The organism is Candidatus Arsenophonus nilaparvatae (assembly GCF_045346035.1).
GTDB classification, from domain to species: Bacteria; Pseudomonadota; Gammaproteobacteria; order Enterobacterales; family Enterobacteriaceae; genus Arsenophonus; species Arsenophonus nilaparvatae.
In genome coordinates, this window is the sequence record NZ_CP158507.1 from 2,426,761 (window position 1) to 2,452,723 (window position 25,963).

The window sequence follows — 25,963 nt, forward strand, 5'->3', positions numbered from 1 at the left end:
ATTACTTTTCAGCTATACATTGTTCTGATTTTTCAAGCAATAATTCAAAAGTATCAATAATTTCATATGTGTTGATCTCATATAAAGGCAATTTCACCCATAATATAAGATGTTGTTCTTCATTAAGTGCGGCAATTGGTTGCCAACGTAGCTGGGTCAAATTATTAAAATGCAATAAAGATAAAAGAGTAATATTTTTTTGCGTTAACTCATTTACATGACCTAAATCAGTAAAAATATACCAATCAAACTGATCAATTAACCCCAAATAAAAGTCAAATTTATTATCAATAGTTAAACTGAAAGTTTCCTGTTTGGATGTTTTTTCTATTGGTTCAAGACCAATATGATTAAAAAGTAATGATACTTTTTGGTGGAAAATAGCAAGTTGATGCACTAAAAAATACCTCTTATTAAAAAATAACTTCTGTGCTTACTGCTTTTATTTGGCGTTATTCTTATTATTTATTAAAAAAAAATAAAAAATGCTATTTAATCCCGCTCAAACTAAATTAATAAAGCAAAATAAATAGTCCATTTAAACATAGAAAAATTAATTATTTCTAATCATGCTCTTTTACAGAAAATAATTATTAGTTACAAATAAAAAACGATACAACTAGCCTGTTTCACAGTAAATAGGAAAGTGACCAAATTAACAATTATGCAAAATAATTTTTACATCTCATCGGTTAGCACGTTTCAGCTAGTTGAGCTTTAAGCAAAATAGATTATAAGAATGGAGATCATCACTTTTTTACTAATAACAACATTAGATGGAGCTAATATGAATAACGTTATTAAACCTCTGAGCTGGGTTATTTTTGCTCTGCTAGGTGCCTTTTCATTGGGTTATATTGCCCTCAATCGAGGTGAACAAATTAACGCATTATGGATTGTTGTTGCAGCAGTTTGTATCTACTTAATTGCCTATCGTTACTATGGGCGCTATATCGCCAATCAGGTTCTTGCTATCGATCCGACTCGCATGACTCCCGCTCTTCGCTATAATGATGGCTTAGATTATGTACCAACCAATAAAAAAATCCTATTTGGTCATCATTTCGCTGCCATTGCCGGAGCGGGTCCTTTAGTTGGGCCAGTGCTTGCTGCACAAATGGGCTATTTGCCTGGTATGCTGTGGATATTAGCGGGAGTTGTTTTTGCTGGTGCAATGCAAGATCTGATGGTGCTGTTTGTATCTGTTCGCCGTGATGGACGTTCACTTGGTGAATTGGTAAAAACCGAAATGGGAAATATCGCAGGGATCACGATCCTTATTGCTTGCTTTATGATTATGGTGATTATTCTTGCTGTTTTGGCCATGATTGTCGTAAAAGCCTTAACGCATAGCCCTTGGGGAACTTACACGGTAGCCTTTACCATCCCGCTAGCCATTTTTATGGGGGTGTACATCCGTTATATTCGCCCTGGCCAAATTGGTGAAATTTCAATTATTGGTTTTACTTTCTTAATCTTTGCTATCGTTTCAGGTGAATGGGTTAGCAAAAATAAAAGTTGGGCCTATTATTTCGATTTCGATGGTATTCAGCTAACCTGGCTACTGATCATTTATGGCTTTATCGCTGCAGTGCTGCCTGTCTGGTTACTATTGGCGCCACGAGATTATCTATCAACTTTCTTAAAAATTGGTACCATTATCGGACTGGCTATCAGCATTATCATTACTCGTCCTACGTTACAAATGCCAGCACTGACCCAATTTATTGATGGTAGCGGACCAGTATGGTCTGGTGAATATTTCCTTTCCTCTTTATTACCATCGCCTGTGGTGCCGTTTCGGGCTTTCATGCTTTGATTGCTTCAGGTACAACACCAAAAATGTTAGCAAATGAAAATCAGGCCTGTTTGATTGGTTACGGTGGCATGCTAATGGAGTCATTTGTCGCTATCATGGCATTAATTGCGGCTTGCATCATCGATCCAGCGGTCTATTTTGCAATGAATAGCCCAATGTCAATGTTAGCGCCGGTTGGAACCTCTGACGTGGTGGCTTCCGCGGCGCAAATAATCAGTAGCTGGGGATTTCATATTACACCAGAAACCCTAATCAACATTGCTAACGAAGTTGGAGAACAATCTATTATTTCAAGAGCCGGTGGGGCACCAACCCTGGCTGTTGGGATGGCTTATCTACTACATAGTGCATTTAGCGGCTTACTCAATGTCTCTTTCTGGTACCATTTCGCGATCTTGTTCGAAGCGTTATTCATTTTAACCGCTGTCGATGCTGGAACAAGAGCTGCACGCTTTATGTTGCAAGATTTATTAGGTGTTATATCACCACCGCTAAAAAGAACCGATTCATTACTTGCCAATGTTATTGCCACAATACTTTGTGTGTTAGCGTGGGGATATTTTCTTTATCATGGTATAGTAGATCCATTAGGCGGTATCAATACATTATGGCCACTGTTCGGTATTGCCAATCAGATGCTAGCAAGTATGGCGTTAATGCTCTGCACCGTCGTTTTATTCAAAATGAAACGACATATTTATGCTTGGGTAACCCTATTACCTACCAGTTGGCTGATCATTTGTACGATGACAGCGGCTTGGGAGAAAGTATTTAGTAAAAATAGTAGTATCGGTTTTTTGGCCATTGCCAACAAATTTCAGTCGCTGATTAACAGCGGTAATATTCCGCCACAATATAGCCAATCTCAGTTAGTACAATTAGTTTTTAATAATCGTGTCGATGCAGGATTGACCAGTTTTTTTATGATCACGGTGGTGATTTTAGCATTGTTTTCAATCAGAACGGTTTTAAGCGCACTCAAATCAGCCACCCCGACCAGCCGTGAAACACCCTACTTAGCAATAGCGGCAAATGATGAGAACATTATTGTCAATCCACAGCGAATTATTAATACCTAAGTCCTAAATCACTAATGGCTAATAGAAAACAGATAAATCAATAGCTAAGATAATAGAAAATATTGCGGAAACAATAATAGCCTGAAATTTTCAGGCTATTATTAGCAATAAAAAATAATGCTCCTATCACTCCATTCATTGTTAACAAACAACCTTTAATTAAAAGCGATAGATTAGCTAAATATTATTTCACCCGAGAAACATATTCACCGGAGCGGGTATCAACTTTAATTACCTCACCAATTTGAACGAATAGCGGAACTTTTACCACCGCACCGGTACTTAATGTTGCCGGTTTTCCGCCCGTACCAGCGGTATCCCCCTTTAAACCCGGATCGGTATCAACCACTGCCAGTTCAACAAAATTCGGTGGCGTGATAGCAATAGGCTGTCCATTCCATAATGTAACAATGCAATCAGCTTGATCGATTAACCATTTTGCATTATCACCGACCGCTTTTTCATCAGCAGCTAGTTGCTCAAAAGTCTCATTATTCATAAAATGCCAAAACTCACCATCACTGTATAGATAGGTCAAGTTCAGATCCATAACATCAGCACTTTCGACAGAATCAGTTGACTTAAATGTTTTTTCTAATAACTTATTAGAAATTAATTTACGGATCCGTACGCGAGCAAACGCTTGCCCTTTGCCTGGTTTGACAAATTCGCTTTCCACAATTGCACAAGGCTCGCCATCTAACATGATTTTAAGACCTGAGCGAAATTCATTGGTACTATAGGTAGCCATAGAAATCCTCTAAATTTTTTAAGTAAAAATGGCATAGCCAAAAAATGTTTAATATTGTAACTCAAAAAAGCCCTGCCAGAGAAGTCTGGCTACAACAACTTGCAGAAGCTGTCACTGATCCTGACGAATTGCTACGATTACTGTCACTACAAAATGATCCGGAATTGCGTGCTGGAAGTGCTGCTCGTGCTTTATTTCCGCTGCGCGTACCTCACCCTTTTATTGCAAAAATGCGGATCGGTGATGCCAATGATCCCCTTTTACGGCAAGTTATTACACTAAAATCTGAATTTAATCTTACGCCAACATTTTCGACTGACCCGTTAAATGAGCAAAATAGTCCAATTCCAGGATTATTACATAAATATCAGGATCGCGTCCTACTATTAGTGAAAGGAGGTTGTGCCGTTAATTGCCGCTACTGCTTCCGGCGTCACTTTCCGTATGAAGAAAACAAAGGCAACAAACAAAATTGGCAGACTGCATTAAATTATATTCAACGCCATACTGAGCTTAATGAAGTTATTTTTTCAGGCGGCGATCCTTTGATGGCAAAAGATCATGAGTTAGATTGGCTGATGTCACAGTTAGAAACTATCCCTCATATCAAACGGCTTAGGATCCATAGCCGATTACCGGTGGTTATTCCTGCTCGCATTACCACAACACTTTGCCAACGTTTCAATATTTCTCGATTACAGATTATTATGGTAACTCATATCAATCATGCCAACGAAATTGACAATGAGTTTAGTCGCGCGATGGAACAGTTAAAACAGGTAAGTGTTACCTTATTAAATCAAAGTGTACTTTTGCGCGGTGTGAATGATAATGCTGACTGTCTCGCTAAATTGAGTAATAAACTGTTTGAAAACGGCATACTACCTTATTATTTACATCTATTAGATAAAGTCCAAGGTGCCGCCCATTTTATGGTAACGGATGAAGAGGCTCGCATCATAATGAAAGAACTGCTTACCCGTATCTCAGGCTATCTGGTACCGAGATTAACCAGAGAAATAGGTGGAAAATTGAGTAAAACACCGATTGACTTACAATTACAATTACAATAACAATTTAGCTACATGATAAAACGCATGATCCTATATTATTCAGGATCATGCTTAGCATGCGTTATGGACACTTATAAACTTGTCCTATCATTTTACTGTCAGTAGGAATAAAACTCGAGAGTAACGTTTCCGTTGGGCTATTAGCGCCATAAATAACATTACCTCCCATCTCAGCAGCTTTATTGCGTAAATCATTTGCTGCGCCACGCAGTGAACTGGACTCATTATTTACGCCACTAAGCCAATTACTTTGGGTGCCGGTAACCGACCCTAAATGCCGACATTCACTTCCAGGCTGGGCATTAACGAAACGAACTTTTTCACCCGCGGTGGTAATTTTATTGGTTGTTGAACAGCCAGCCAAGACAAATAGTGTGGCACCAAGCAATACTTTAATTCGCATGTTGTTCCTCATTTACTTTTAGCTATATATTAATATCAACGCTTACATTACCGAATTTTTTTGCCAAATTAAGCTTATTATCAATAACAACATAATATCCAGCCAAATAGTTTGGCCATCAATCTTTTATACCAGCGTGTTAACAACATTTTACCCTATTCTAGTAAATATACTCGGTTAAATCATATTATCGCAAAATTAAATCATCTTATGTGAAAAAATAGACTTAAAGCCAATAACCAGCCGCTAGCAAACCCTTAATGAAATCAAATTGCAAACAGATAAAAATTTGATAATAAAAAACCCCGAGTCAAAAGTTAAACTCAGGGTTCTTCTCGTGATAAGGATAACGATGTTAGGATTTTAATACCTTACATCATACCACCCATACCACCCATACCACCCATACCAGCAGCAGCACCTAGATCAGCTTTATCTTCTTTTGGTAAATCAGTTATCATAGCTTCAGTTGTGATCATAAGACCGGCGATTGAGCCAGCAAATTGTAAAGCTGAACGAGTAACCTTAGTTGGATCCAGAATACCCATGTCAAGCATGTCGCCATACTCTTCAGTTAAAGCGTTATAACCGTAGTTGCCTTTACCTTGTTTAACATTGTTAACAACTACAGCTGATTCTTCGCCCGCATTCTCAACAATTTGGCGCATAGGTGATTCCATCGCGCGAAGGGCGATATCAATACCAACTTTTTGATCTTCGTTGTCACCTTTCAACTTATCTAATGCAGCTGCAACACGAACCAGAGCAACACCGCCGCCAGCAACAATACCTTCCTCTACGGCTGCACGAGTTGCATGCAACGCATCATCAACACGTGCACGTTTCTCTTTCATTTCAACTTCAGTCGCAGCACCTACTTTAATCACCGCAACACCGCCTGATAACTTGGCAATACGCTCTTGTAATTTTTCACGATCATAATCGGAGGTTGCTTCATCACGTTGTTGCTTAATTTGTTCGATACGGCTTTTAATCGTGCTTTTTTCACCGATACCATCAATAATAGTGGTGTTATCTTTGTTAATAACGATACGTTTCGCTTGACCTAAATCTTCTAGCGTCGCTTTCTCCAACTCCATACCGATCTCTTCAGAGATAACTGCACCTTTGGTTAGAATAGCAATATCCTGCAACATGGCTTTACGGCGATCACCAAAACCAGGGGCTTTTACCGCAGCAACTTTTACAATACCACGTAAGTTGTTTACCACCAATGTCGCCAGGGCTTCACCTTCAACATCTTCAGCAATAATCAACAACGATTTGCCTGCTTTAGCGACAGCTTCCAATGCAGGTAACAATTCACGAATATTAGAAACTTTTTTATCTACTAACAAGATATAGGCATTTTCTAATTCGACAGAGCCCGCATCTGGCTTATTAATAAAATAAGGAGACAAATAACCGCGATCAAATTGCATACCTTCAACAGTAGCTAGTTCGTCTTCTAAACCGGAACCTTCTTCAACGGTAATAACGCCTTCTTTGCCAACTGCTTTCATTGCTTTAGCAATTAATTCACCGACGGTTTTATCAGAGTTAGCCGAAATCGTACCGACTTGTTCAATCTCTTTATTATCAGCACACGGTTTAGATAATTTTTTCAATTCTTCAACTGCCGCAGAAACCGCTTTATCAATACCGCGTTTTAAATCCATTGGGTTCATGCCGGCAGCAACCGCTTTTAAACCTTCGCTAACAATCGATTGAGCGAGTACTGTTGCTGTGGTTGTGCCATCACCTGCTGCATCATTCGCCTTAGATGCAACTTCTTTTACCATCTGGGCACCCATATTTTCGAATTTATCTTCTAATTCGATTTCACGCGCAACAGACACACCATCTTTAGTAATTGAAGGTGCTCCGAAAGATTTATCCAGAATTACATTACGGCCTTTCGGACCTAAAGTAACTTTAACTGCATCAGCAAGAATACTCACTCCACGAAGCATTTTTGCACGGGCGTCAATCCCAAATTTTACGTCTTTAGCTGCCATTGTTTCTTTCCTTTAAATTCATTGATTCTGAAGATCTAAGCGAGAAATTATTTTTCAACAATTGCCAGAATATCGCTTTCTGACATAATCAATACTTCGTCGTTATCAATCTTTTCTGTCTTCACGCCATAGCCGTCGTTAAAAATAACAGTATCGCCAACTTTCACATCTAACGGTTTATTTTCACCATTTTCTAAAATGCGACCGTTACCAACAGCTAGCACTTTGCCTCGAGTTGACTTACCAGCAGCAGAGCCCGTCAAAACAATGCCTCCAGCAGATTTAGCTTCAACTTCTTCGCGCTTGATGATAACCCGATCATGCAATGGACGTATCTTCATTAATAGATCTCCTATAAATAAAATCCATATAAGGTAAATAAGGATGATACTAGTATGTCTTATTAAACCAGTACCCTGTTTGACGAAATGGGGTCAATTAAAATCAGTTCAAGGGGGTATACAAAAAATTTTTCATTTTTTCTTTCTACTTAAAAACAAAATCGTTAGTATTATTTATCATCATGATCTTCTTTTTTAGAAAATTTGTCTTCATGTTTAATGCTGTTTGATGGAGAATCAGATTTTCTATCAAATTCGCCTTCATAGGTATGCCCTTTTGAAGAACGGTTAAAATTATCGTTAGCTGCCCCGGCAGAATAAAAATGAATATGCGGCATAAGCTTCACGACTATCAGTTTTTGGATCGGAGAAAATAGTAGTAACAAACCTAAAAAATCCGTAAAAAAACCAGGTATGATTAACAGAATACCTGCAATTACTAAGGCCACATTCTTAATCATCTCCTCGGCCGGATTTTCACCGTCAGCTAATTTTTGACGTATTAACAATAAGTTCTTAATTCCCTGACTTTTTACTAAAGAAATTCCAAGGCATGAAGTTAAAACGACCAATATTAAAGTGGTTAATACACCTATGCTCTCAGCAACTCTAACAAAAATAACTGCTTCGATATAAATTAACAGGCATAAAAGTATGAATGGAAACCAACGCATACAATTCTCCTAATATTTGCTAATAAAACGCTAGCCTCTTGACTTAGCAAGATAAATTTTCTCAAAAAAATGAATATCACAATATTTGCTTTATAAGCCGATAATACCTATATGATGCAGATCTATCATACATTTTTCAATGATAAAAAATTTTAATGTTTTTAATTGGTTATGTGAATGTGATCACACATATCATATTTAATCCACTAAGATGCATATATAGTATTCCATATTTATGACAATACCACTATTTCGGAATATATATCACGGTTATAATTAAAATCTTAGTTATTAATTTCAAATCTGACGTTAATATAATCCATTTTTACTATTACATTACATATTCAGTTAGTAAATCGCTATTTAATTTTAAGAAGGTTTGTATGTCTAAAAGTATCCGTTCTGAAGAAGACCTATTAGGTAAACGAGATGTACCTGCTGAAGCCTATTATGGTATTCATACATTGCGTGCGATCGAGAATTTCTATATTAGCGACCGAACTATTAATCATGTACCAGAATTTATTCGTGGAATGGTAATGGTAAAAAAAGCAGCGGCAATGGCAAATAAAGAACTAAAAACCATTCCACAAAAACAAGCAGATGCGATTATTAATGCCTGTGACCAAATTTTAGATAAAGGCAAGTGCATGGATCAGTTTCCAGTAGATGTCTTTCAAGGGGGAGCCGGTACATCATTAAATATGAATACTAACGAAGTCCTGGCTAACATTGGTCTTGAATTAATGGGACATAAAAAAGGTGAATACCAATATCTAGATCCCAATGACCATTTAAATAAGAGTCAATCAACTAATGATGCCTATCCAACCGGCTTTCGAATTGCGGTTTATAACTCTATTACTAACCTAATTAAATCAATTACCCTACTTCAAGAAGGTTTTGAACAAAAAGCCAACCAATTTAAAGATATTCTTAAAATGGGTCGCACCCAATTACAAGATGCGGTTCCTATGACAGTAGGGCAAGAATTTCATGCATTTGCTACATTATTAAAAGAAGAAATAAAAAATTTACACCGCGCTAGTGAATTATTACTTGAAGTCAATCTTGGTGCAACCGCAATCGGAACCCGAGTCAATACCGCTGCCGGTTATCAAGAATTGGTGGTAAAAAAATTAGCTGAAGTAACAGGATTGCCCTGCATTCCGGCAGAAGATTTAATTGAAGCAACTTCCGACTGTGGTGCTTATATTACAGTACATGCAGGATTAAAACGCTTAGCCGTTAAACTATCAAAAATCTGTAATGATCTTCGCCTACTCTCTTCCGGCCCTCGTGCTGGTTTAAAAGAAATCAATCTACCCGAACTACAAGCGGGTTCATCTATTATGCCTGCTAAAGTCAATCCTGTTATCCCTGAAGTGGTTAATCAAGCATGCTTCAAAGTTATTGGCAACGATACTTGTGTTACTATCGCAGCGGAAGCAGGACAATTGCAATTAAATGTGATGGAGCCGGCAATCGGCCAGGCAATTTTTGAATCTATTTCATTAATGAATAATTCTTGCCGTAATTTACTGGAAAAATGTATTAACGGTATTACCGTCAATAAAGAAATATGCGAAAAATATGTTTTTAATTCGATTGGCATTGTCACTTATCTTAATCCATTTATCGGTCATCATAATGGCGATATCGTCGGTAAAATATGCGCTGAAACAGGTAAAAATGTTAGAGAAGTAGTATTAGAGCGAGGTTTACTAACAGAAGAACAATTAGACGATATTTTCTCTGTTGAAAATCTAAAAAATCCTCAGTATAAAGCGAAACGCTTTGATGACTAAATTAGCATGTTAACAATAAAAATTAATTCGTCTTAATTTTTAAGGCACGCTCTCTGCAAAGAAGCGTGCCTTTTACTTTATGCATATACAAAAAACAAACAAAATATTATCAATTACTTTAAGGAGTAAACATTATGTTAGCCGTAGAATTTATTATTGTTCTGCTGGCCATCTTTCTGGGAGCACGACTAGGAAGTATCGGTATAGGCTTTGCTGGCGGTCTTGGCGTCTTGATGCTGGCAATTTTAGGTGTTAAACCAGGAACAATACCCTATGATGTTATTTCCATTATTATGGCTGTTATCGCCGCTATCTCGGCCATGCAAATTGCCGGTGGATTAGATTATTTGATTGATCAAACAGAAAAATTACTTCGTAAAAATCCTAAATACATTACCATCTTAGCGCCGATCGTTACCTATTTTCTGACTTTATTTGCAGGTACAGGTAATATTTCATTGGCAACTTTACCGGTTATTGCAGAAGTTGCTAAAGAAAATGGTATTAAACCCTGCCGGCCCTTATCAACAGCTGTTGTTGCGGCACAAATCGGCATCACTGCATCACCGATTTCAGCTGCTGTGGTCTATATTGCTTCGGTTATGGAAAATCCTGCTATGGTTAGTAAACCCATTAGCTATATTAGCTTACTAGCGATTCTCTTACCGGCAACTTTTTTAGCTATTTTACTTATGTCATTCATTATTTCTTGGTGCTTTGATTCTAAACTGGCTAATGATCGCATTTATCAACAACGTTTAGCCGCCGGATTAATTGAATTAAGAGGTTGTCAGTCTAAAAAAATTAAAGCTGGCGCGAAAAAGTCAGTGTTATTTTTTCTGCTAGGTGTCATATGTGTGGTTATTTATGCCATGATTAATAGCCCCAGTCTTGGTCTAATTGAAACACCACTAATGAATACGACCAATGCAATTTTGATTATTATGTTAAGTGTAGCGACCTTAATTACACTAAGTTGCCATGTTAAAACAGATGCTATCTTAAATTCTAGTACCTTTAAAGCAGGTATGAGTGCCTGTATCTGTATTTTAGGCGTAGCATGGTTAGGCGATACTTTTGTCCAGGCTAATATTGAGTGGATAAAAGCCACTGCCGGTCAACTTATTCATAATCATTCATGGATGCTAGCGGTGATATTTTTCATCTGTTCTGCACTACTCTACTCTCAGGCTGCAACAGCTAAGGCGCTAATGCCAATGGCTCTTGCTTTAAACGTCAGTCCATTAACCGCCATTGCCTCTTTTTCTGCGGTTTCGGGTCTCTTCGTTTTACCAACCTATCCAACATTAGTTGCCGCTGTTCAAATGGATGACACCCGTACGACTCGCATTGGTCGCTTTGTGTTTAATCATCCATTTTTTATTCCTGGCACTATTGGTGTTTGCCTATCTGTCCTTTTCGGTTTTTTGTTTGGTAGCATCATCCTTTAATGTTAGAAAAATCTGATTCAAGGACCTAAAGTCCTTGAATTTTTATCGTAACAATCAATATTCTTTAAACAAATTAGCCACTAAAACTTTTCCAATCGATAAACAGTAGGTTATAGTTCAATAATTATCTTATTTTAAACTTAACAGCTATTTTGAAATCTATTATGCAGAGACGTGTTTATGTTTTAAGCTTATTACTAATACTGTGTGGGACATTCCTTTTATCAACCGCAGCATATGCTATTTTTGAAAAAGGAGGAATGAATCAATTGCTCTCTGCTGATCAAGCCTTCGTGTTTGATTTTGAACAAAAAGACAACAAATTGATAGTGAACTGGCAAATACAGCCCGGCTATTATCTCTATCAAAAACAGATAAAATTCCTTCCCAATCATGCCAAGCTCGATAAATATCAATTACCAAAAGGAAAATATCATGAAGATGAATTTTTTGGTAAAACAGTTGTTTATTTTAATAATTTAGTTATTAATATTCCTATTATCAGTGCCACAGACCAAGCCAATATTGAAGTGAGATATCAAGGGTGTGCAGCTGCCGGCTACTGTTATCCACCAGAAACAAAAATTATTCCACTTAGCTCCGTCATTGCCACCAAAAAATCGCTAGCCACCAGTAAATTTGTTCAACCAAACGCTAACTCGTCAGCGAAAAAAGCGACTAGCGGAAAAACAGAGCAACCTTTTTCACCTTTATGGGCACTGCTATTCGGTATTGGTGTTGCATTTACTCCTTGCGTCTTACCGATGTACCCTTTAATTTCAGGTATTATATTAGGTAAGCAAAGACCCAAAAGTTTAATAAAAATTTTTTGGTTAGCTTTTAGTTATGTTCAAGGAATGGCTCTCACTTATACCCTATTGGGGCTAATTGTTGCAGCGGCCGGTTTATCATTTCAAGCCGCACTTCAGCACCCCTATGTTTTGATCATAATTTCCGTTCTGTTTATTCTGCTGGCATTTTCGATGTTTGGTTTTTATAACCTACAGCTACCATCTTCACTGCAAACAAAACTGATTAATTGGAGCGACCACCAAAAAGCAGGATCTTATTTTGGTGTATTTATTATGGGCGCACTGGCCGGGCTTATCTGTTCTCCCTGTACCACAGCGCCACTCAGTGCTATTTTGCTTTATATTGCCCAAAGCGGAAATCTGTTAATCGGAAGTCTAACACTTTACCTATATGCATTAGGTATGGGGCTGCCACTTATTGGCATAATATTATTTGGCCATCGACTACTTCCTCGTAGAGGCCCTTGGATGCAATATGTTAAAGAAGCGTTTGGCTTTGTGATCTTAGCGTTACCCATTTTCTTACTTGAGCGGATTTTTGGCGAGATCTGGAGTCTTAGGTTAAGCAGTTTATTGATAACTGCATTTTGTATATGGGTGTTCATTCTATTACTTAAGAAACATAACGGCTGGGCGCGAATTGGACAGATCTTATTTTTACTATTAGCTATCATAGCAGCCCAGCCGCTACAAAATGGAGTTTGGCAAATACCAGCCATATCAAAATCACAAGGCCATATGGATTTAAAATTTAAACAGGTAAAAAATTGGCAAGAAATCAAACAAGCAATAAACAATAATACTAGCAAAATAGTTATGCTTGATTTTTATGCTGATTGGTGTGTCGCCTGTAGGGAGTTTGAAAAATATACCTTTAGTGATCCCAAGGTCAAAAGTAAACTGGATAATATGTTATTACTACAAGCCAATGTGACAGAAAATAATGCTGAACAAAAATCTCTTTTACAATATCTCGATGTCTATGGATTACCCACCATTATTTTCTATGATGATAAAGGTATCGAATTACCTAATTCAAGGGTTTATGGTTTTATGAATAGCAAAATGTTCTATCAGCATTTAGAACAAATTACGCAACGGCAAGGGAAATAAACATGCAACGTGAGCAAGTACTGAACTCTGTACTACAACTGTTAGAACAACATGGCCTTGGCTGTAATATTGAAATATTACTTAATAAACTTAAAGTAGAATTCAATAAATCGCGTCAATTTTGGCCAAATAATGAAGCGTTGCTTTATGATTGTTTACGTCACCATAGTCAACAAATTGAGACCTGGCAGCAGCAGATACAACTCAATGACCAACTTTCTCCAGAAGAAAAACTATTAGCCCGTTATAACCAGTTAGCTCAAAAAGTCAGCGATAATCGCTTTCCAGGCTGCCTATTTATTGCTGCATGCAGTATTTTTCCAGATCCAGAGCATCCAATTCATCAACTGAGTGAACAGCAAAAAAAATTGTCATTTAATTTTAGTCTTGAGCTGTTAAGGCAACTAGATATAGACGACAGCGAGCAAGTTGCTAAGCAAATGGAGTTAATTTTAGAAGGTTGTCTAAGCAAATTAGTGGTTAAGAGAAATATTGAAGATGTTTTGATCGCCAAACTACTAGCAGAAGATATCTTAACTATTGCTAAATGTAGAAAGAATGATGCATTAAATTAAAAAAATAATTTACAAAAAAGATAGTCATTATCTCGTGGTTCAAAAAAACAGCAAATAAGCATGATTTCGCATTTTTTACCGGAAATACATTGACGAGTTGTGTGGAATAGGGTTTAATGCGCGGCGTTGCCCGGATAGCTCAGTCGGTAGAGCAGAGGATTGAAAATCCTCGTGTCGGTGGTTCGATTCCGCCTCCGGGCACCACATCTACTTTTTATCATCGCAACTAGCTAAAAAACTAGCTGCCACTGCTAGCAATATCTAAGCTTTATATTCATGATATATCCTTAACGATCCACTCTAGCAACTACCTGATTGCCGTCACGGATTTCAGCTCAATGCAAGGGCCGGAAGCTAATTTTAGTGATCCCTAGTTCTGTCAGTGTCTTAAGCTATTGTGCATCAACTTTTGCATCGCAAGCCCGTAACTGAGTAACTGATTTCAGATAGGATATCAATCATGCCATCTTTATTGCTATCTTCACGGCCCAATGCGTCAAACCATCGTTAAATATTTTTTCACCAGCCGCGTCATTAGCACCTTTAAACACGAAACTATTGTGCTGTAATAAATTCGGACATTTTGCTAAAGCAATACATTGAGCTTATATGCAACATCTTGATATGAAAAAAATTAAGCTTGGATAGACCACAGGCAGTTAGGTTTGGTGGTTAAATAACGAAAGGAGGGAAATTTTACGCAGTGATTGAGGAAGCCTATATCCATTAAGGCAAATATCAATCTTTACGAAAAAGCGATGATCCGAAAGCGAGCCACGAAGGCTTAAGGCGCTGGCCAGATAATGCCCTGATGGTAGAACGATTTTTGGGCAACTTAAAGTATGATTGATTGTGCTAATCGAGAAGAAATGAAACAAAACTTATTGGATTACCTTGGTTACTACAACTGAATAAGATCAAACGACAAATAACCAATTATCGCTTGTTGAGTATGAGAATGTCTTTAATGAATTTATGAGGTTACATTTTTATTTTTTAACGTTTAAATTTGCAAAATCAGCTTTTATTACAACCTTCATGCTTATTCTTTCATTACACAAAGAATATTAAGCAAGAAACAATAGACTAAATATAATACCTTAGTCTATTAATTTTACATATATTATTACAAAGCTTAAATTATTAAAAAAAGTAAACGTTAAAATTTTTATAAAAATAAATCACAAATTTTATCTTTAGGATTGAAATCAAGTGGTGCTTTAAGCAGCAGCTCTCTTAAGGAAGTCAAATTTTTCTGATGACAGTGATAATCCATATTATTAATTATTTCAATTAACTGTTCCCAATCCAAAAATTTTTCCTCTGCGGTCATAATCAAAGGATGGGCAGTACCTAAAATATTATCACTAATCAAGAGTTCTTCATAAAGTTTTTCACCAGGGCGCAAACCAGTTATTTGAATTTCAATATCACCTACTGGATTATTTTCATCTTTCAATGAAAGCCCTGACAGATTAATCATTTTTATTGCTAAATCATAAATTTTTACAGGGTCTCCCATATCCAAAACAAAAACATCACCACTTTTACCCATCGCACCTGCTTGTATCACTAATTGAGCGGCTTCAGGGATAGTCATAAAGTATCGAGTGATATATTTATGTGTTAACGTAATAGGGCCTCCCTGAGCTATCTGTTTTTCAAATAATGGAACGACAGAACCAGATGAACCTAACACGTTCCCAAATCTTACCATCGAATAGTGTGTTTTCGATTGAGTATTTGCGAGGGCTTGCAATATCAATTCCGCAAATCTTTTAGTTGCTCCCATTACATTTGCCGGCCTAACCGCTTTATCCGTAGAAATTAAAACAAATTTCTCTACTTGACAATCATTTGCAACTTCAGCTAAAAATAACGTACCAAATATATTATTTTGAATACCTTCAATTATATTATACTCAACCAATGGAACATGCTTATATGCAGCAGCATGATAAATTGTCTGGATATTAAATTTCCTAAATAAAAATTTCAGTTTATCTTTATTTTTTATATCTCCTAATATTGGAATTATATTAATGTTACTATTTTTTAATAATGATATCAGTTCACAATGTATAGAATAAAGAGAGAATTCTGAAATTTCATATAATACTAATTGATTGGGATTTTGTTTAATAATCTGTCGACAAAGCTCAGAACCAATCGAACCTCCAGCTCCAGTAACTAATATATTTTTACCAGTGATATTTTTAGATAATAACTCCGTCATAGGAGAAATTTGTTCTCTTCCAAGAATATCTGTAATAGATACCCTTTTAAGAGCACTAATCTTTGAGGTACCATTAACAAGCTCATTAAAATTTGGTATTGTCAGCAACTCACAATGAAATTTTTCTAGATATTGTAAAATTTCCTTTTTTCTATTGTTGCTTATCTGAGGCATTGCAAGGAGAATTTTTTTAATTTGTTTCCTTTTTATTAAATTTTCTACCTTATTTATAGAATAAACTCTTAGGCCTTGTATAGTATGGTTATTTTTTAGTGGATTATCATCAATAAAACAAATTGGGTTAAGTTCTTTATGCTCTCTTAGTATCGTTACCAGTTGTCTTCCCGATTCTCCCGCTCCATATATTAATACCGGGATCCCTTTATTAGTCATAATGTTAATTAAGTTTCTATAAAAAATACGCGAGCCGCATAAAAATATGACTAAAAGAAAAAAATAAATTATAGGAACAGTCCTGGGTAAAAACGCTTGCTGATAAAGAGATAAAGCAATCAACAATATTGATGAAATAATAGAACCAATAAACGTCCATTTTAAAATACTTATATTCACATATCTAATGATGGCTCGATAAAACCCAATTCGAATAAAGAAAAAAATCGAAACAACAATCGTCAAAGAGATAACGAACCAGTGAGAATAACTAAAAAGAGGTGTATCTCTATCTAACCTAAGCCATAATGCTCCCCAATAAGAACAAAACATAATAGCCACATCAACGAATAATAATACTATAAATTTTAATAATCTAGTTTTACTTAATGCGAGAGTTTTCATTTTATTACTTTATCTTTTTGAGTATTTTAAAAATCGTCATAAAAATGACCTTTATATCAAATAGGATAGATCTTTTTTGTATATATTTAATATAATACTCTGACTTTATTGGCATAATAACATCAATATATGCTTGTTGCGGATCTGAATATTTTGCCAAAATACAGCTCTCATCGATCATTTCAATAGAGGCAAGATCAGTAATACCTGGTTTGACTGACAATATTTGTTTTCTAATTTTTTGTGGATATATATTCATGAACTTTGGAACCTCTGGTCTTGGGCCAACTAAACTCATAGTTCCCTGCAATACATCAATAAGCTGAGCAAGTTCATCAATTTTATACTTACGAATAAATTTTCCTGAACGAGTAATTCTACTATCACTTCCAATCGTAAGTTGGCTTTGCTGTTCAGAATTTATTGCCATACTTCTGAATTTGTGTATATAAAAAGTCTTACCATGCAAACCTACCCGTAGTTGCCGGAAAAAAATTGGACCTGAAGAATCAATTTTTATCCAGATAGCTATACCAATAAGTAAAGGCGATAAAATAACTAATCCTAATAATGATACCAAAACATCCAATAATCTCTTAATAAAAAAGTAATGAGCTTTCATCTAGAGTAAAATCTCTTTTATTGCATCGATCACCCTTAATTGATCATTATGTGTCATTGCGGTATATAGAGGAATTGATATTATATTTTGATAAGCTTGTTCTGCTACAGGAAAACTACTGGGTTTTAAGTTATATCTATCGCGCCAGACAGGATGTTTATGTAACGGAATAAAGTGTACCGAGCAACCAATATTCTTCTTAGACATTTCAATTATAAAATCATCTCTACTAATACTGACGGAATCATCAAGCCTAATAGGGTACAAATGCCATGCATGTTGACTATTTTCAGCGGCTTTTTCCGGCAAAATAAGTGGTAATTTTTTAAAAACATCATTATAGATATTTGCCATTTTTTCTCTGGTTCTCTGGAAAGAATCTAAACGTTTCAGTTGATGAATACCAATTGCAGCAGCGATATCGGGCATATTATACTTAAAACCAGGTTCAACAACCTCATAAAACCATGCTGGCGTTTGAGATTGATAGCGATCAAATGCATCACGGCTAATACCATGTAAACGCATTATCTTAGCTCTAGCGATTATATTCGGATCTTTAGATACTAACATTCCACCTTCTGCTGTTGTCATTGTTTTATTTGCATAGAAGCTAAATACAGTGACATCCGTATCTAATGTTCCAATCAATTTTCCATTATAAATAGTAGGCAATGCATGGGCTGCATCCTCGATTATTTTTAAATTATTTTCTCTTGCAATAGCTATAATTTTATCCATATCACAGGCTAAACCAGCAAAATGAACCGGAATAACGGCTTTGGTTTTATTGGTAATAGCTGCTTCAAGCGCAACTGGATCCATATTTAACGAATTTTTACAACAGTCCACAAAAACTGGATCCGCGCCTAAATAACGAACCACTTCTGCTGTTGATGTGAAAGTATAAGTTGGCACAATAACTTCATCACCAGGACCAATACCTACCGCTTCAAGTGCTAAATGTAATCCTGCAGTTGCAGAATTCACTGTAATAGCCTGAACTTTATTTCCTAGATAACTAGCAAAATCTTGTTCAAATTGTTTCGCTTTTGGCCCTGTGGTGATCCAACCTCTTTTTAACGAATCTACAACTTCATCAATTTCCTCTTGCCCAATTTCAGGAAAAGAGAAGGGTAAAAATCCATTATTCATTAGAAATAACCTTTAAAAATTTATTGGCTAAAACAGTATATGTGTGATTTTTAATAACAAAATCACGCCCAGATGTTTTCATTTTTACTACAATGCTTTTATCTAAATGACTTAATTTAAGTATACCTTGAACAATTGCTGCTGGATTTTCTGGCTCCACTGAGACACCACAGAATGCATCCTGAACAAGATCATTACCAGCAGAAACCGAATGTAATATCAGACATTCGGCCATCATGTAATCAAACAACTTATTTGGCGCAATACCAAAACGGTAGATAGATTTTTTACGCCAACCTATATAAGCAATATCAAAATATGATAATAATGCAGGAATCGCTTTCTTTGCGATTTGATTGTGAAACGTCACGTTATCTAGATTTAATTTTTTTGAAAGCTTGATAAGATTATTTTTTTCAAGTCCATCTCCAACAATTAAAAAATGAAAGTTGGAATTTTTAATTAAGCTCGCAGCTTGAAGTAAATATTCCATCGCATTAGGTATACCGAGAGAACCTGCATAACCTATGATGCATTTATTTTCTTTTTTTAAAGAATCAATAATATTTTGTAAGCTATCAGGTATAGGTAAAATATTATCTGTTTTCCAATCATCGGCAACAACACCATTGGACACGATATGAAGTTTATTTAGATCTAGACCATGTGTTTGCATATGATCGTGTACATTTGGCAGTATTGAAACCACAATATCTGAATTTTTATAAGCAAAATCTTCAGCCGCTTGACACCATCTCATAAAAGGATTATTAGGAGATATATTACTCAGTTCTATTGGAGAAAGTGGCCATAAATCGTGTACTTCAAAAACTAATTTTGCATTATTACATTTTGCCAAATAGTAAGCGACATAAATATCTAATGGATAGGTACTAGATGCAATTACAACATTAGGTTTAAATTCATGACTTATTTTTTTTGCTCTAAAAAATACACCGGATAAAAAAGACAAAATATTAAAAAGTCTGCCCAAACCATTTGTTTTATATTTTATACCTTTTATCCATAAATATGGAATATCATCAATTTTTTCTAGAAAAGGTTGTAAATATTTACTTTCAGGTTGAATCTTTCTTAGATGAGAAAAAGAACTAGCAATAATCTTAACATTGTGACCCAATTTTATCCATTCACTTGATAGATAATAAGGTCGATATTCCATACCATACTTTGGACTGCCAGCATAATGATTGATATATAGTATATTCACTATAAACATCCTGATAATAATAATTTCTTATTTATCATTATTAATTTATAAATTTCACTATAATTGCAATTAAATAATCTTTACATAACCATTTAATCGCAATATTTGATGTAATGTATTTATTTTTAAATTAACATAATAAAACTTTAAGAGGTAATTGTTATTCTAATTTTTTCTAGGTTTTTCCTAAAACATAAATGATATCATTTTTACTAAATTTCTTAATATCAAAAAATAGAAATAAACTCTGACTTTTTTAAATAATAAATTTTGTCATTTATAAAATAAATATTCAGATATTATATAAACAATTTTATATTTGTACATGATGTAGCCCATAATAATATTCTATTTAAAAATTATACTTTTTGGGGATCGCATTTATTATTTTTACAACATCAGTAAAATCCATACCTAAGACATCAAGATACCAACGAATATTTTCATATCTTGGTTGATTTTCATCTGCTAGCAATGTTCACGCTTTTTCACCTGTCATTTGCCCTTCTCTGATTTGATTACTTTTAAAGGTATCATGTTCGATAAAACCGGTGACTAAATAGTATATATAATTATAGAAAGCAGCTGTTCCAACTCCGATACGCCAGGTTGTATTAGTATCAATCGCTGTTTTCCAGTCATAATCATTGATTAATGTGTTATCAAAAATTTGTTCATCCCAACGCCAATAATCAAAAATATGAAAATAATCTCTCTTTTCAATAAAACTGCGATAGTATTCACCGCTAAGCGTATCCCAAAGCGAATGATTAAAATACCCTGGGCTATCAAGCATGGCTTTGAATCTTAGTTTTTGATATGCTAATTGCTTTTGCCAACCATGCGTGTATACTCGCTTTTCTTCAAAATCAGGCGGAATACCTAAAAAACCGGCTTTAAAATGGGTAACTTCAAACGGATTAACTCCCCACAAATTTAAATTAATACCAGTCTGTTTTTTGGCAGTTTCCCCATACCTAAAAAATGCTTATCTCCTGCGGTTAAAATACTTATCATTCCTAAGTGAGGAAATTTTAACCAAGCTTTAAGATTCATTACGATGTTATGACGTTTTTTAGCAATATTGGCCGCAATAATAATATTTTCAACACCTAGCTTTGCACACATCCTACTAAATTATTTTATCTGTTAATTACTGAAAGATAAAAATTGAATAATTTCTTTTCTTCAATATCCCAATTATATTTTTCTTTAACTGCCTGTTGACCATGCCTACCCATCAACTCCGCTTTTTCAGGGTTCGAAATGATAAAATTAATACTTTCAGCAATTTCTTTAGGATCTAATGGATCAACGCAAATTCCACAGCTATTATTTTCTATAATAGTTTTCCATAAAGGAAAATTTGATGCAATAACCGGGATCCCTGCCCCCATATATTCAAACATTTTAATTGGTAAAGCATCAAGATAATTAATTATCGGATGTAGGGTAACTAAACCAGCGACTGAGTCACTAAGTACAGAAGAAACACCTTTTCTATCTAACCAGCCTTTTTCAATAACGCGATCCCATACTGGCTTTTCTGTTGTTGTTTTTTTGAAAATCTGCTCGGAGAATTCACCCGCTAATACCAATTGTGTTGGTTGTTTAACATATTCCATGGCTTCAACAATTTCATTAATACCTCTGATTTTAGTCAAACCGCCTATATAACACACCTGATTTTTTTTATTCGCCCAATTAGTATCATTTTTGGAAAATTCATCAATGATGGGATAATTGTTAATATCTATTGAATTAACGCCCATATTGATAAACTTATTCCGAATATAGGGAGTAGCAGCGATGACGCCATCAAATTTACGACAAGCCCAGCGTTCATAAACAGCAAAAATTTTAGCCAATAATTGCCTGGCGAATTTATTAAGATAGGGCTTTGCTAATAATTGCTTTGGGACATCTTCATGGGAGTCAAAAATAACTTTTTTACCCAATTTTCTTAATTTTAAGCCAATAGGAATCAGCTCTGGATCATGCAGATGATAAATATCAGCATTTACCTCAATTGCTTTCTTAAATATACGCATTGGCACATTACAAATACGATCTAAACGTCCTTTGGAAGCACCAACGTCATAAATACTTACTTGATCTTTAATTTCATCTTTTTTGCCATCTGCAACAATTTGAGCAATTTGATAGCCATATTTAACTAATGAAACACATTCTTTTAAAAAGATACGCTGGTCATAACGAGAATGTGCAGATGTAATATGGACGATTTTATATTTATAAATCATGGTAGATTTCATTTGGCGCTTTTTCTTAAATTTGAACGATTAAACATCTAAGTTAACTTCTATATTATTTTAAATAAATAATGACATAATAATATAAGTTGTAGTTATAAATAAAAGCGTAAATTTAATAAAATTATCTTTATTGAAATCAATTCTTCAAACAGCATTGATACATCTCTTTTAATTCATTAGAAACAAGTGAAGAATTATGCCATAGCAGCGAAAAACAGCCATGAACTCTATAACAAATGTCCTTTAATTTCAAAATTCGATTTAATGCTTTGTCTCCCACACCCAATCCTAAATAAGCTGATTCAATAATAGTACCCTCCATCACGATTAATGGGCGAATACGAACAGCTAATTGCTGTTGGGTTATCGGGTTAAATGCTGGATATTCAAAACATGTACCACAGCGAAAACCAGGGCTATCAGCATAACCAAGCGTAGAATCATAATCCATACCCGCATCATTCCATGCCTGAAGCGTTGTTGGATGCCCCCAGCGTAAATAGTGCATCCGCCCTCCCCAGAAGGGCTGTGCTATGTTTTCTTCTGTGCAAATTTTTTTCAGTCGCTCCGCCTCAGATTTGATCAAAACTGGATGCTGATAGGTACCATAACTAGGATGTAAGCCTATTTCATGACCGCGGTTATGGATACGACGCATCAATTGACGAATAACTGTGTATTCTGGCTCATAATTAGCATCTCTCCTTGCATCAGTACGGCCACAAATAAAATAAAAAGCACTTTGTAAATTATTTGCTTCTGACACATCCATAAGCCAATCAAATGTATTATAAGGATCAGTAGAATGTAATTGCTTACGAGTAGTTAACTTTAAATAAGGGGTAGTGACCAATGTTCTAATTTTGTAGTCTTTAATTAGCTCATTCACCATTATACGTCCAATTGATAACCATGGCGTAAAAGCATAACTAGGCCTATCCACATCATGGGAAACCTTGATACTAAATGTATGTTGCTTTAATACTAACTGTGGCCACACCCGCTGAATCACCTGAGCAAGAATGATCAACCATTCGTCTATAACTGGCCGTTCAAGGTAACCATGACGAAATGCATGTGATGTGGTAGCAGGAAAGCGCTGATGATTATCTAAATCATGACTTTCTATTTCTTCGAGTCTATTTAACATCCAATAGGTCAGACCGAGAATATCATAATGTATAGTCGCCCCTTTTTTGTTAAATTCAATTAGCGGATTCATTAACTTAGTAGCGGATGGAGCAGAAATAAGATCATCAATTGGCGCGGTAAAATTTTCCGCTGAAGGCCGCCATTGCTGGCATGCAAAGTCAGATTGTGAACAATAGAAAATACTTTGCAAGTTATCAAAGATTATTGATTGTTCTGAATTGGGTAAACATAACACTAATGTTGAAGAATTAAGGTAATAAAGATGAAATAAATGACCATACCGTTCATTTAATAGGGTTTGTAACCAAATAAGTGTATTTGTAGTTAACTTATACATATATCTAACTTTCCTAATACTATTAGGAATAATAGTATGTTATAAATATTATTTTATTAGAAATTAAATTTAATAAATAATTTTTTGATAATTTTTCTTATTATAAAAAGAGGGATTTTATGTAACTGATCCCATCGCCTAATATTACAATTAATACAATCTCTGGAATCACAAATACTAAATTTACTATTCAATTCTAATATTTTCTTTTCAATCCTATAAGACTCCTTCGCCGGTACTATTATTGAATAAGCTTTCCCAATTCTACCTGCATGAAGAATTCCTTCTTTAACATAGTGAGAATAAAACTTATAGTAAGAATCGGAACAGAGCCCAAAATCTTTTCTCTTAAAAATTTTATACTGTCCATCAGTAGACTTATAATAAACCCTGTTTAAGCTAGGGAAAATATTTAGTTTGAGTAAACCCAAATCTGCTTCTGCTAGGTGAGCTGTAGTAAACCCAGGACTATTTTTCACACAGCCTATGAGTACGCATTTCCCATCTAAATCGATTAATTTTCTAATGGGTTCATATGCAGGAGAATTCTCATTATGATCTGCAGTAAAATAACTTGCATATTTACCTATAGCGACATAGGAACACATTGGATGCTTACTTCTTAATGCATTTGGGTGTCTTAACATTGCATTCGGTAAAGCTCCGGCATAGCTTTTTTTTGATATATCAAATGCATCTTCAATTTTCGGTTTTTTTATAAATGAACCCCAGCTAGTGAAGGCCAACGAAATGATAGTTCCACCTTCACCAACCACATCTAATAGTGCATCAACAAAACCAAAAGCTCCTCCCTCAATACGACCAACTTTGCCTAAATCTGCTCTGATGAGTACAACATCATTTTTACCAATCCCTAAACTATATAATTGTCGAATAATAACGTTTTTTGTTAACATTAAGGCCTCAAATAAAAAAATTTATTTATGGGCACCTCGAAAAACCTAACCAGAGTTTGATTTCGCAGATAAAATTATCGAAAACTGACCTATTGCCCTGACCACCATGCAGAAAAGAAACGCCATTAAGTATGACCTCCTTGCAGACCAGTATCACCTACAGACGATTGACCAGTTGGTCGACCCTCTGGTCAAGATCGAAACCTGTATAGACTTTGCGCATCTGGCAGCGGAAATCGACCATGTGGTACCACGCCCTGTCAGCAAAAAAGGAGGACGTCCACCATTTCCAACCGAGACCATGGTTCGCATTTTAGTTCTAAAGCGTATCTACAACCTGTCTGACGAGCAGATGGAGTACCAGCTTTTGGACAGAATGAGCTTCAAGCGTTTCTGTGGGTTGCTCCATGCCATCAATATACCTGACCGTACCACTGTGTGGACGTTCGAGAACAGGATCGGTGAAGCTGGTGCTAAAGCCATTTTCGATGGTGTAACCTCACAGCTTTTGAAGAAAGGCTTTATAGCTCGGGGAGGCCAAATCATCGATGCCACCTTGGTACCTGCTCCGAAGCAGTCGTTCACGAAGGACGAAAAGGAGCAACTCAAGCAGGAAGCGATACCTGCTCATTGGAAACCAACCAAGCGGCGGCAAAAGATTTAGACGCCACGTGGACTAAAAACACGGTAAGAGCCATTATGGCTATAAGCTTTCTGTGAACATGGACAAGAAGTACAAGTTCATCAGAAAAATCGTCACCGATACGGCCAGCACTCACGACAGTCAGCATTTCGAGAGGGTCATCGACAAGGCCAACACCAACCGTAATATCTACGCCGACCGAGGCTATCCCTCTGCGGAACGGGAAGCTTGGCTCAAGGCAAACGGCTATAGGAGCCAGATTCAGCGTAAAGGCCATCGAAATAAACCGTTGTCCAAGACTCAGCAAGGGCGCAACCACCGGATTGCAAAGATTAGGGCACGGGTTGAACATGCATTCGCGGCGATGGAACAAATGGGTAGAAAACTGATCCGTACCATTGGGCAAGTGCGCGCTAATTTTGCCATGACGATGATGGCAGCATGTTACAACCTAAAGCGGTTGGCGTACTTCCAGCGTACCGGCATCTTAGCTTTTTAACGCCCAGAATGGACAAAATGACACTGTCCATGGCAATGGACGGTAGGATTAGTAGCGGGGGGATCAAAAAACATCTAATTATTTAGAGACAAGCCGGAGAGCCATTGAAGATTTCGAGTTTTTCGAGGTGCCCTTATTTTAATATAACTAAATGTATTCATGTAATTATATAGAAGTATG

Annotated in this window: 20 protein-coding genes, 1 tRNA gene and 2 pseudogenes; 8 read left to right on the forward strand and 15 right to left on the reverse strand. The window is 35.9% G+C overall.

The window, feature by feature from the left end:
- Position 1 precedes the first annotated feature (1 nt).
- Complete coding sequence (locus tag WH390_RS11420) at positions 2-397, reverse strand: CesT family type III secretion system chaperone (RefSeq protein ID WP_032116142.1); 396 nt, start codon at positions 395-397, stop codon at positions 2-4.
- A 390-nt stretch (positions 398-787) separates the two neighbouring features.
- Between WH390_RS11420 and cstA the strand changes: the two are divergent.
- Positions 788-2,898: pseudogene (cstA, locus tag WH390_RS11425) on the forward strand (pyruvate/proton symporter CstA).
- A gap of 184 nt (positions 2,899-3,082) precedes the next feature.
- Here the strand turns inward: cstA and efp are convergent.
- Entirely contained in the window at positions 3,083-3,649 is a 567-nt protein-coding gene (gene efp / locus WH390_RS11430; RefSeq protein WP_032116141.1) for an elongation factor P, read from the reverse strand.
- 44 nt (positions 3,650-3,693) lie between these two features.
- Between efp and epmB the strand changes: the two genes are divergently transcribed.
- Positions 3,694-4,722 carry an EF-P beta-lysylation protein EpmB gene (epmB, locus tag WH390_RS11435; protein WP_032116140.1) on the forward strand — a complete coding sequence of 343 codons (1,029 nt, stop codon included), beginning with the start codon at positions 3,694-3,696 and terminating at the stop codon, positions 4,720-4,722.
- 61 nt (positions 4,723-4,783) lie between these two features.
- Here epmB and WH390_RS11440 read toward each other — a convergent pair whose 3' ends face one another.
- From WH390_RS11440 to WH390_RS11455, 4 genes are all read right to left on the reverse strand, one after another.
- Complete coding sequence (locus WH390_RS11440; RefSeq protein WP_081932913.1) at positions 4,784-5,125, reverse strand: DUF4156 domain-containing protein; 342 nt, start codon at positions 5,123-5,125, stop codon at positions 4,784-4,786.
- Positions 5,126-5,496: 371 nt separating this feature from the next.
- A complete protein-coding gene (gene groL, locus WH390_RS11445) occupies positions 5,497-7,143 on the reverse strand; it encodes a chaperonin GroEL (RefSeq protein WP_032116138.1) in 1,647 nt (548 codons plus the stop codon).
- A gap of 47 nt (positions 7,144-7,190) precedes the next feature.
- On the reverse strand, positions 7,191-7,484 hold the full coding sequence (locus WH390_RS11450; protein WP_032116137.1) for a co-chaperone GroES: 294 nt from the start codon (positions 7,482-7,484) through the stop codon (positions 7,191-7,193).
- Between the two features lie 170 nt (positions 7,485-7,654).
- Positions 7,655-8,158 carry an FxsA family protein gene (locus WH390_RS11455; protein ID WP_032116136.1) on the reverse strand — a complete coding sequence of 168 codons (504 nt, stop codon included), beginning with the start codon at positions 8,156-8,158 and terminating at the stop codon, positions 7,655-7,657.
- 383 nt (positions 8,159-8,541) lie between these two features.
- Between WH390_RS11455 and aspA the strand changes: the two genes are divergently transcribed.
- From aspA to WH390_RS11480, 5 genes are all read left to right on the forward strand, one after another.
- On the forward strand, positions 8,542-9,966 hold the full coding sequence (gene aspA, locus WH390_RS11460; protein ID WP_032116135.1) for an aspartate ammonia-lyase: 1,425 nt from the start codon (positions 8,542-8,544) through the stop codon (positions 9,964-9,966).
- Positions 9,967-10,100: 134 nt separating this feature from the next.
- The gene (locus WH390_RS11465) at positions 10,101-11,417 is read left to right on the forward strand and encodes an anaerobic C4-dicarboxylate transporter (RefSeq protein ID WP_032116134.1); all 1,317 of its coding nucleotides are present in this window, start codon (positions 10,101-10,103) and stop codon (positions 11,415-11,417) included.
- Between the two features lie 164 nt (positions 11,418-11,581).
- Positions 11,582-13,342: a protein-disulfide reductase DsbD gene (locus tag WH390_RS11470; protein WP_032116133.1), complete on the forward strand. Its 1,761-nt coding sequence runs from the start codon at positions 11,582-11,584 to the stop codon at positions 13,340-13,342.
- Positions 13,343-13,344: 2 nt separating this feature from the next.
- A complete protein-coding gene (locus WH390_RS11475; protein WP_032116132.1) occupies positions 13,345-13,917 on the forward strand; it encodes a transcriptional regulator in 573 nt (190 codons plus the stop codon).
- 128 nt (positions 13,918-14,045) lie between these two features.
- Positions 14,046-14,121 (forward strand) — tRNA-Phe (locus WH390_RS11480).
- A gap of 964 nt (positions 14,122-15,085) precedes the next feature.
- On the opposite strand, the gene WH390_RS11485 is transcribed toward WH390_RS11480, so the two are convergent.
- The 9 genes from WH390_RS11485 to WH390_RS11525 form a co-directional block, all read right to left on the reverse strand.
- The gene (locus WH390_RS11485; RefSeq protein WP_032116131.1) at positions 15,086-16,951 is read right to left on the reverse strand and encodes a nucleoside-diphosphate sugar epimerase/dehydratase; all 1,866 of its coding nucleotides are present in this window, start codon (positions 16,949-16,951) and stop codon (positions 15,086-15,088) included.
- A gap of 4 nt (positions 16,952-16,955) precedes the next feature.
- Positions 16,956-17,573 (reverse strand): sugar transferase, encoded by a 618-nt coding sequence (locus WH390_RS11490; protein WP_032116130.1) that lies wholly within the window; start codon positions 17,571-17,573, stop codon positions 16,956-16,958.
- Positions 17,574-18,728, reverse strand: a complete 1,155-nt coding sequence (locus tag WH390_RS11495; RefSeq protein ID WP_032116129.1) for a DegT/DnrJ/EryC1/StrS aminotransferase family protein — start codon at positions 18,726-18,728, stop codon at positions 17,574-17,576.
- Positions 18,721-19,959 carry a glycosyltransferase family 4 protein gene (locus tag WH390_RS11500; protein WP_032116128.1) on the reverse strand — a complete coding sequence of 413 codons (1,239 nt, stop codon included), beginning with the start codon at positions 19,957-19,959 and terminating at the stop codon, positions 18,721-18,723. The genes WH390_RS11495 and WH390_RS11500 overlap by 8 nt, the downstream gene beginning before the upstream one ends.
- Positions 19,960-20,437: 478 nt before the next feature.
- Positions 20,438-20,893 carry a hypothetical protein gene (locus WH390_RS11505; protein WP_202962596.1) on the reverse strand — a complete coding sequence of 152 codons (456 nt, stop codon included), beginning with the start codon at positions 20,891-20,893 and terminating at the stop codon, positions 20,438-20,440.
- A gap of 2 nt (positions 20,894-20,895) precedes the next feature.
- A complete protein-coding gene (locus WH390_RS11510) occupies positions 20,896-21,087 on the reverse strand; it encodes a hypothetical protein (RefSeq protein ID WP_202962595.1) in 192 nt (63 codons plus the stop codon).
- A 14-nt stretch (positions 21,088-21,101) separates the two neighbouring features.
- On the reverse strand, positions 21,102-22,223 hold the full coding sequence (locus WH390_RS11515) for a glycosyltransferase family 4 protein (protein ID WP_032116197.1): 1,122 nt from the start codon (positions 22,221-22,223) through the stop codon (positions 21,102-21,104).
- Between the two features lie 148 nt (positions 22,224-22,371).
- Positions 22,372-23,724 (reverse strand): polysaccharide deacetylase family protein, encoded by a 1,353-nt coding sequence (locus tag WH390_RS11520; RefSeq protein ID WP_032116127.1) that lies wholly within the window; start codon positions 23,722-23,724, stop codon positions 22,372-22,374.
- A gap of 56 nt (positions 23,725-23,780) precedes the next feature.
- Positions 23,781-24,641 (reverse strand): AAC(3) family N-acetyltransferase, encoded by an 861-nt coding sequence (locus WH390_RS11525; protein WP_032116126.1) that lies wholly within the window; start codon positions 24,639-24,641, stop codon positions 23,781-23,783.
- Between the two features lie 106 nt (positions 24,642-24,747).
- Here WH390_RS11525 and WH390_RS11530 point away from each other — a divergent pair.
- Positions 24,748-25,783: pseudogene (locus WH390_RS11530) on the forward strand (IS5 family transposase).
- The last annotated feature ends 180 nt before the right edge of the window (positions 25,784-25,963 follow it).

Coding starts and splice junctions, on each gene's coding strand:
- efp (WP_032116141.1), bottom strand. CDS start 3,649: ATGGCTACCTATAGTACCAATGAATTTCGCTCAGGTCTTAAAATCATG.
- epmB (WP_032116140.1), top strand. CDS start 3,694: ATGTTTAATATTGTAACTCAAAAAAGCCCTGCCAGAGAAGTCTGGCTA.
- WH390_RS11440 (WP_081932913.1), bottom strand. CDS start 5,125: ATGCGAATTAAAGTATTGCTTGGTGCCACACTATTTGTCTTGGCTGGC.
- groL (WP_032116138.1), bottom strand. CDS start 7,143: ATGGCAGCTAAAGACGTAAAATTTGGGATTGACGCCCGTGCAAAAATG.
- WH390_RS11450 (WP_032116137.1), bottom strand. CDS start 7,484: ATGAAGATACGTCCATTGCATGATCGGGTTATCATCAAGCGCGAAGAA.
- WH390_RS11455 (WP_032116136.1), bottom strand. CDS start 8,158: ATGCGTTGGTTTCCATTCATACTTTTATGCCTGTTAATTTATATCGAA.
- aspA (WP_032116135.1), top strand. CDS start 8,542: ATGTCTAAAAGTATCCGTTCTGAAGAAGACCTATTAGGTAAACGAGAT.
- WH390_RS11465 (WP_032116134.1), top strand. CDS start 10,101: ATGTTAGCCGTAGAATTTATTATTGTTCTGCTGGCCATCTTTCTGGGA.
- WH390_RS11470 (WP_032116133.1), top strand. CDS start 11,582: ATGCAGAGACGTGTTTATGTTTTAAGCTTATTACTAATACTGTGTGGG.
- WH390_RS11475 (WP_032116132.1), top strand. CDS start 13,345: ATGCAACGTGAGCAAGTACTGAACTCTGTACTACAACTGTTAGAACAA.
- WH390_RS11485 (WP_032116131.1), bottom strand. CDS start 16,951: ATGAAAACTCTCGCATTAAGTAAAACTAGATTATTAAAATTTATAGTA.
- WH390_RS11490 (WP_032116130.1), bottom strand. CDS start 17,573: ATGAAAGCTCATTACTTTTTTATTAAGAGATTATTGGATGTTTTGGTA.
- WH390_RS11495 (WP_032116129.1), bottom strand. CDS start 18,728: ATGAATAATGGATTTTTACCCTTCTCTTTTCCTGAAATTGGGCAAGAG.
- WH390_RS11510 (WP_202962595.1), bottom strand. CDS start 21,087: ATGTGTGCAAAGCTAGGTGTTGAAAATATTATTATTGCGGCCAATATT.
- WH390_RS11515 (WP_032116197.1), bottom strand. CDS start 22,223: ATGATTTATAAATATAAAATCGTCCATATTACATCTGCACATTCTCGT.
- WH390_RS11520 (WP_032116127.1), bottom strand. CDS start 23,724: ATGTATAAGTTAACTACAAATACACTTATTTGGTTACAAACCCTATTA.
- WH390_RS11525 (WP_032116126.1), bottom strand. CDS start 24,641: ATGTTAACAAAAAACGTTATTATTCGACAATTATATAGTTTAGGGATT.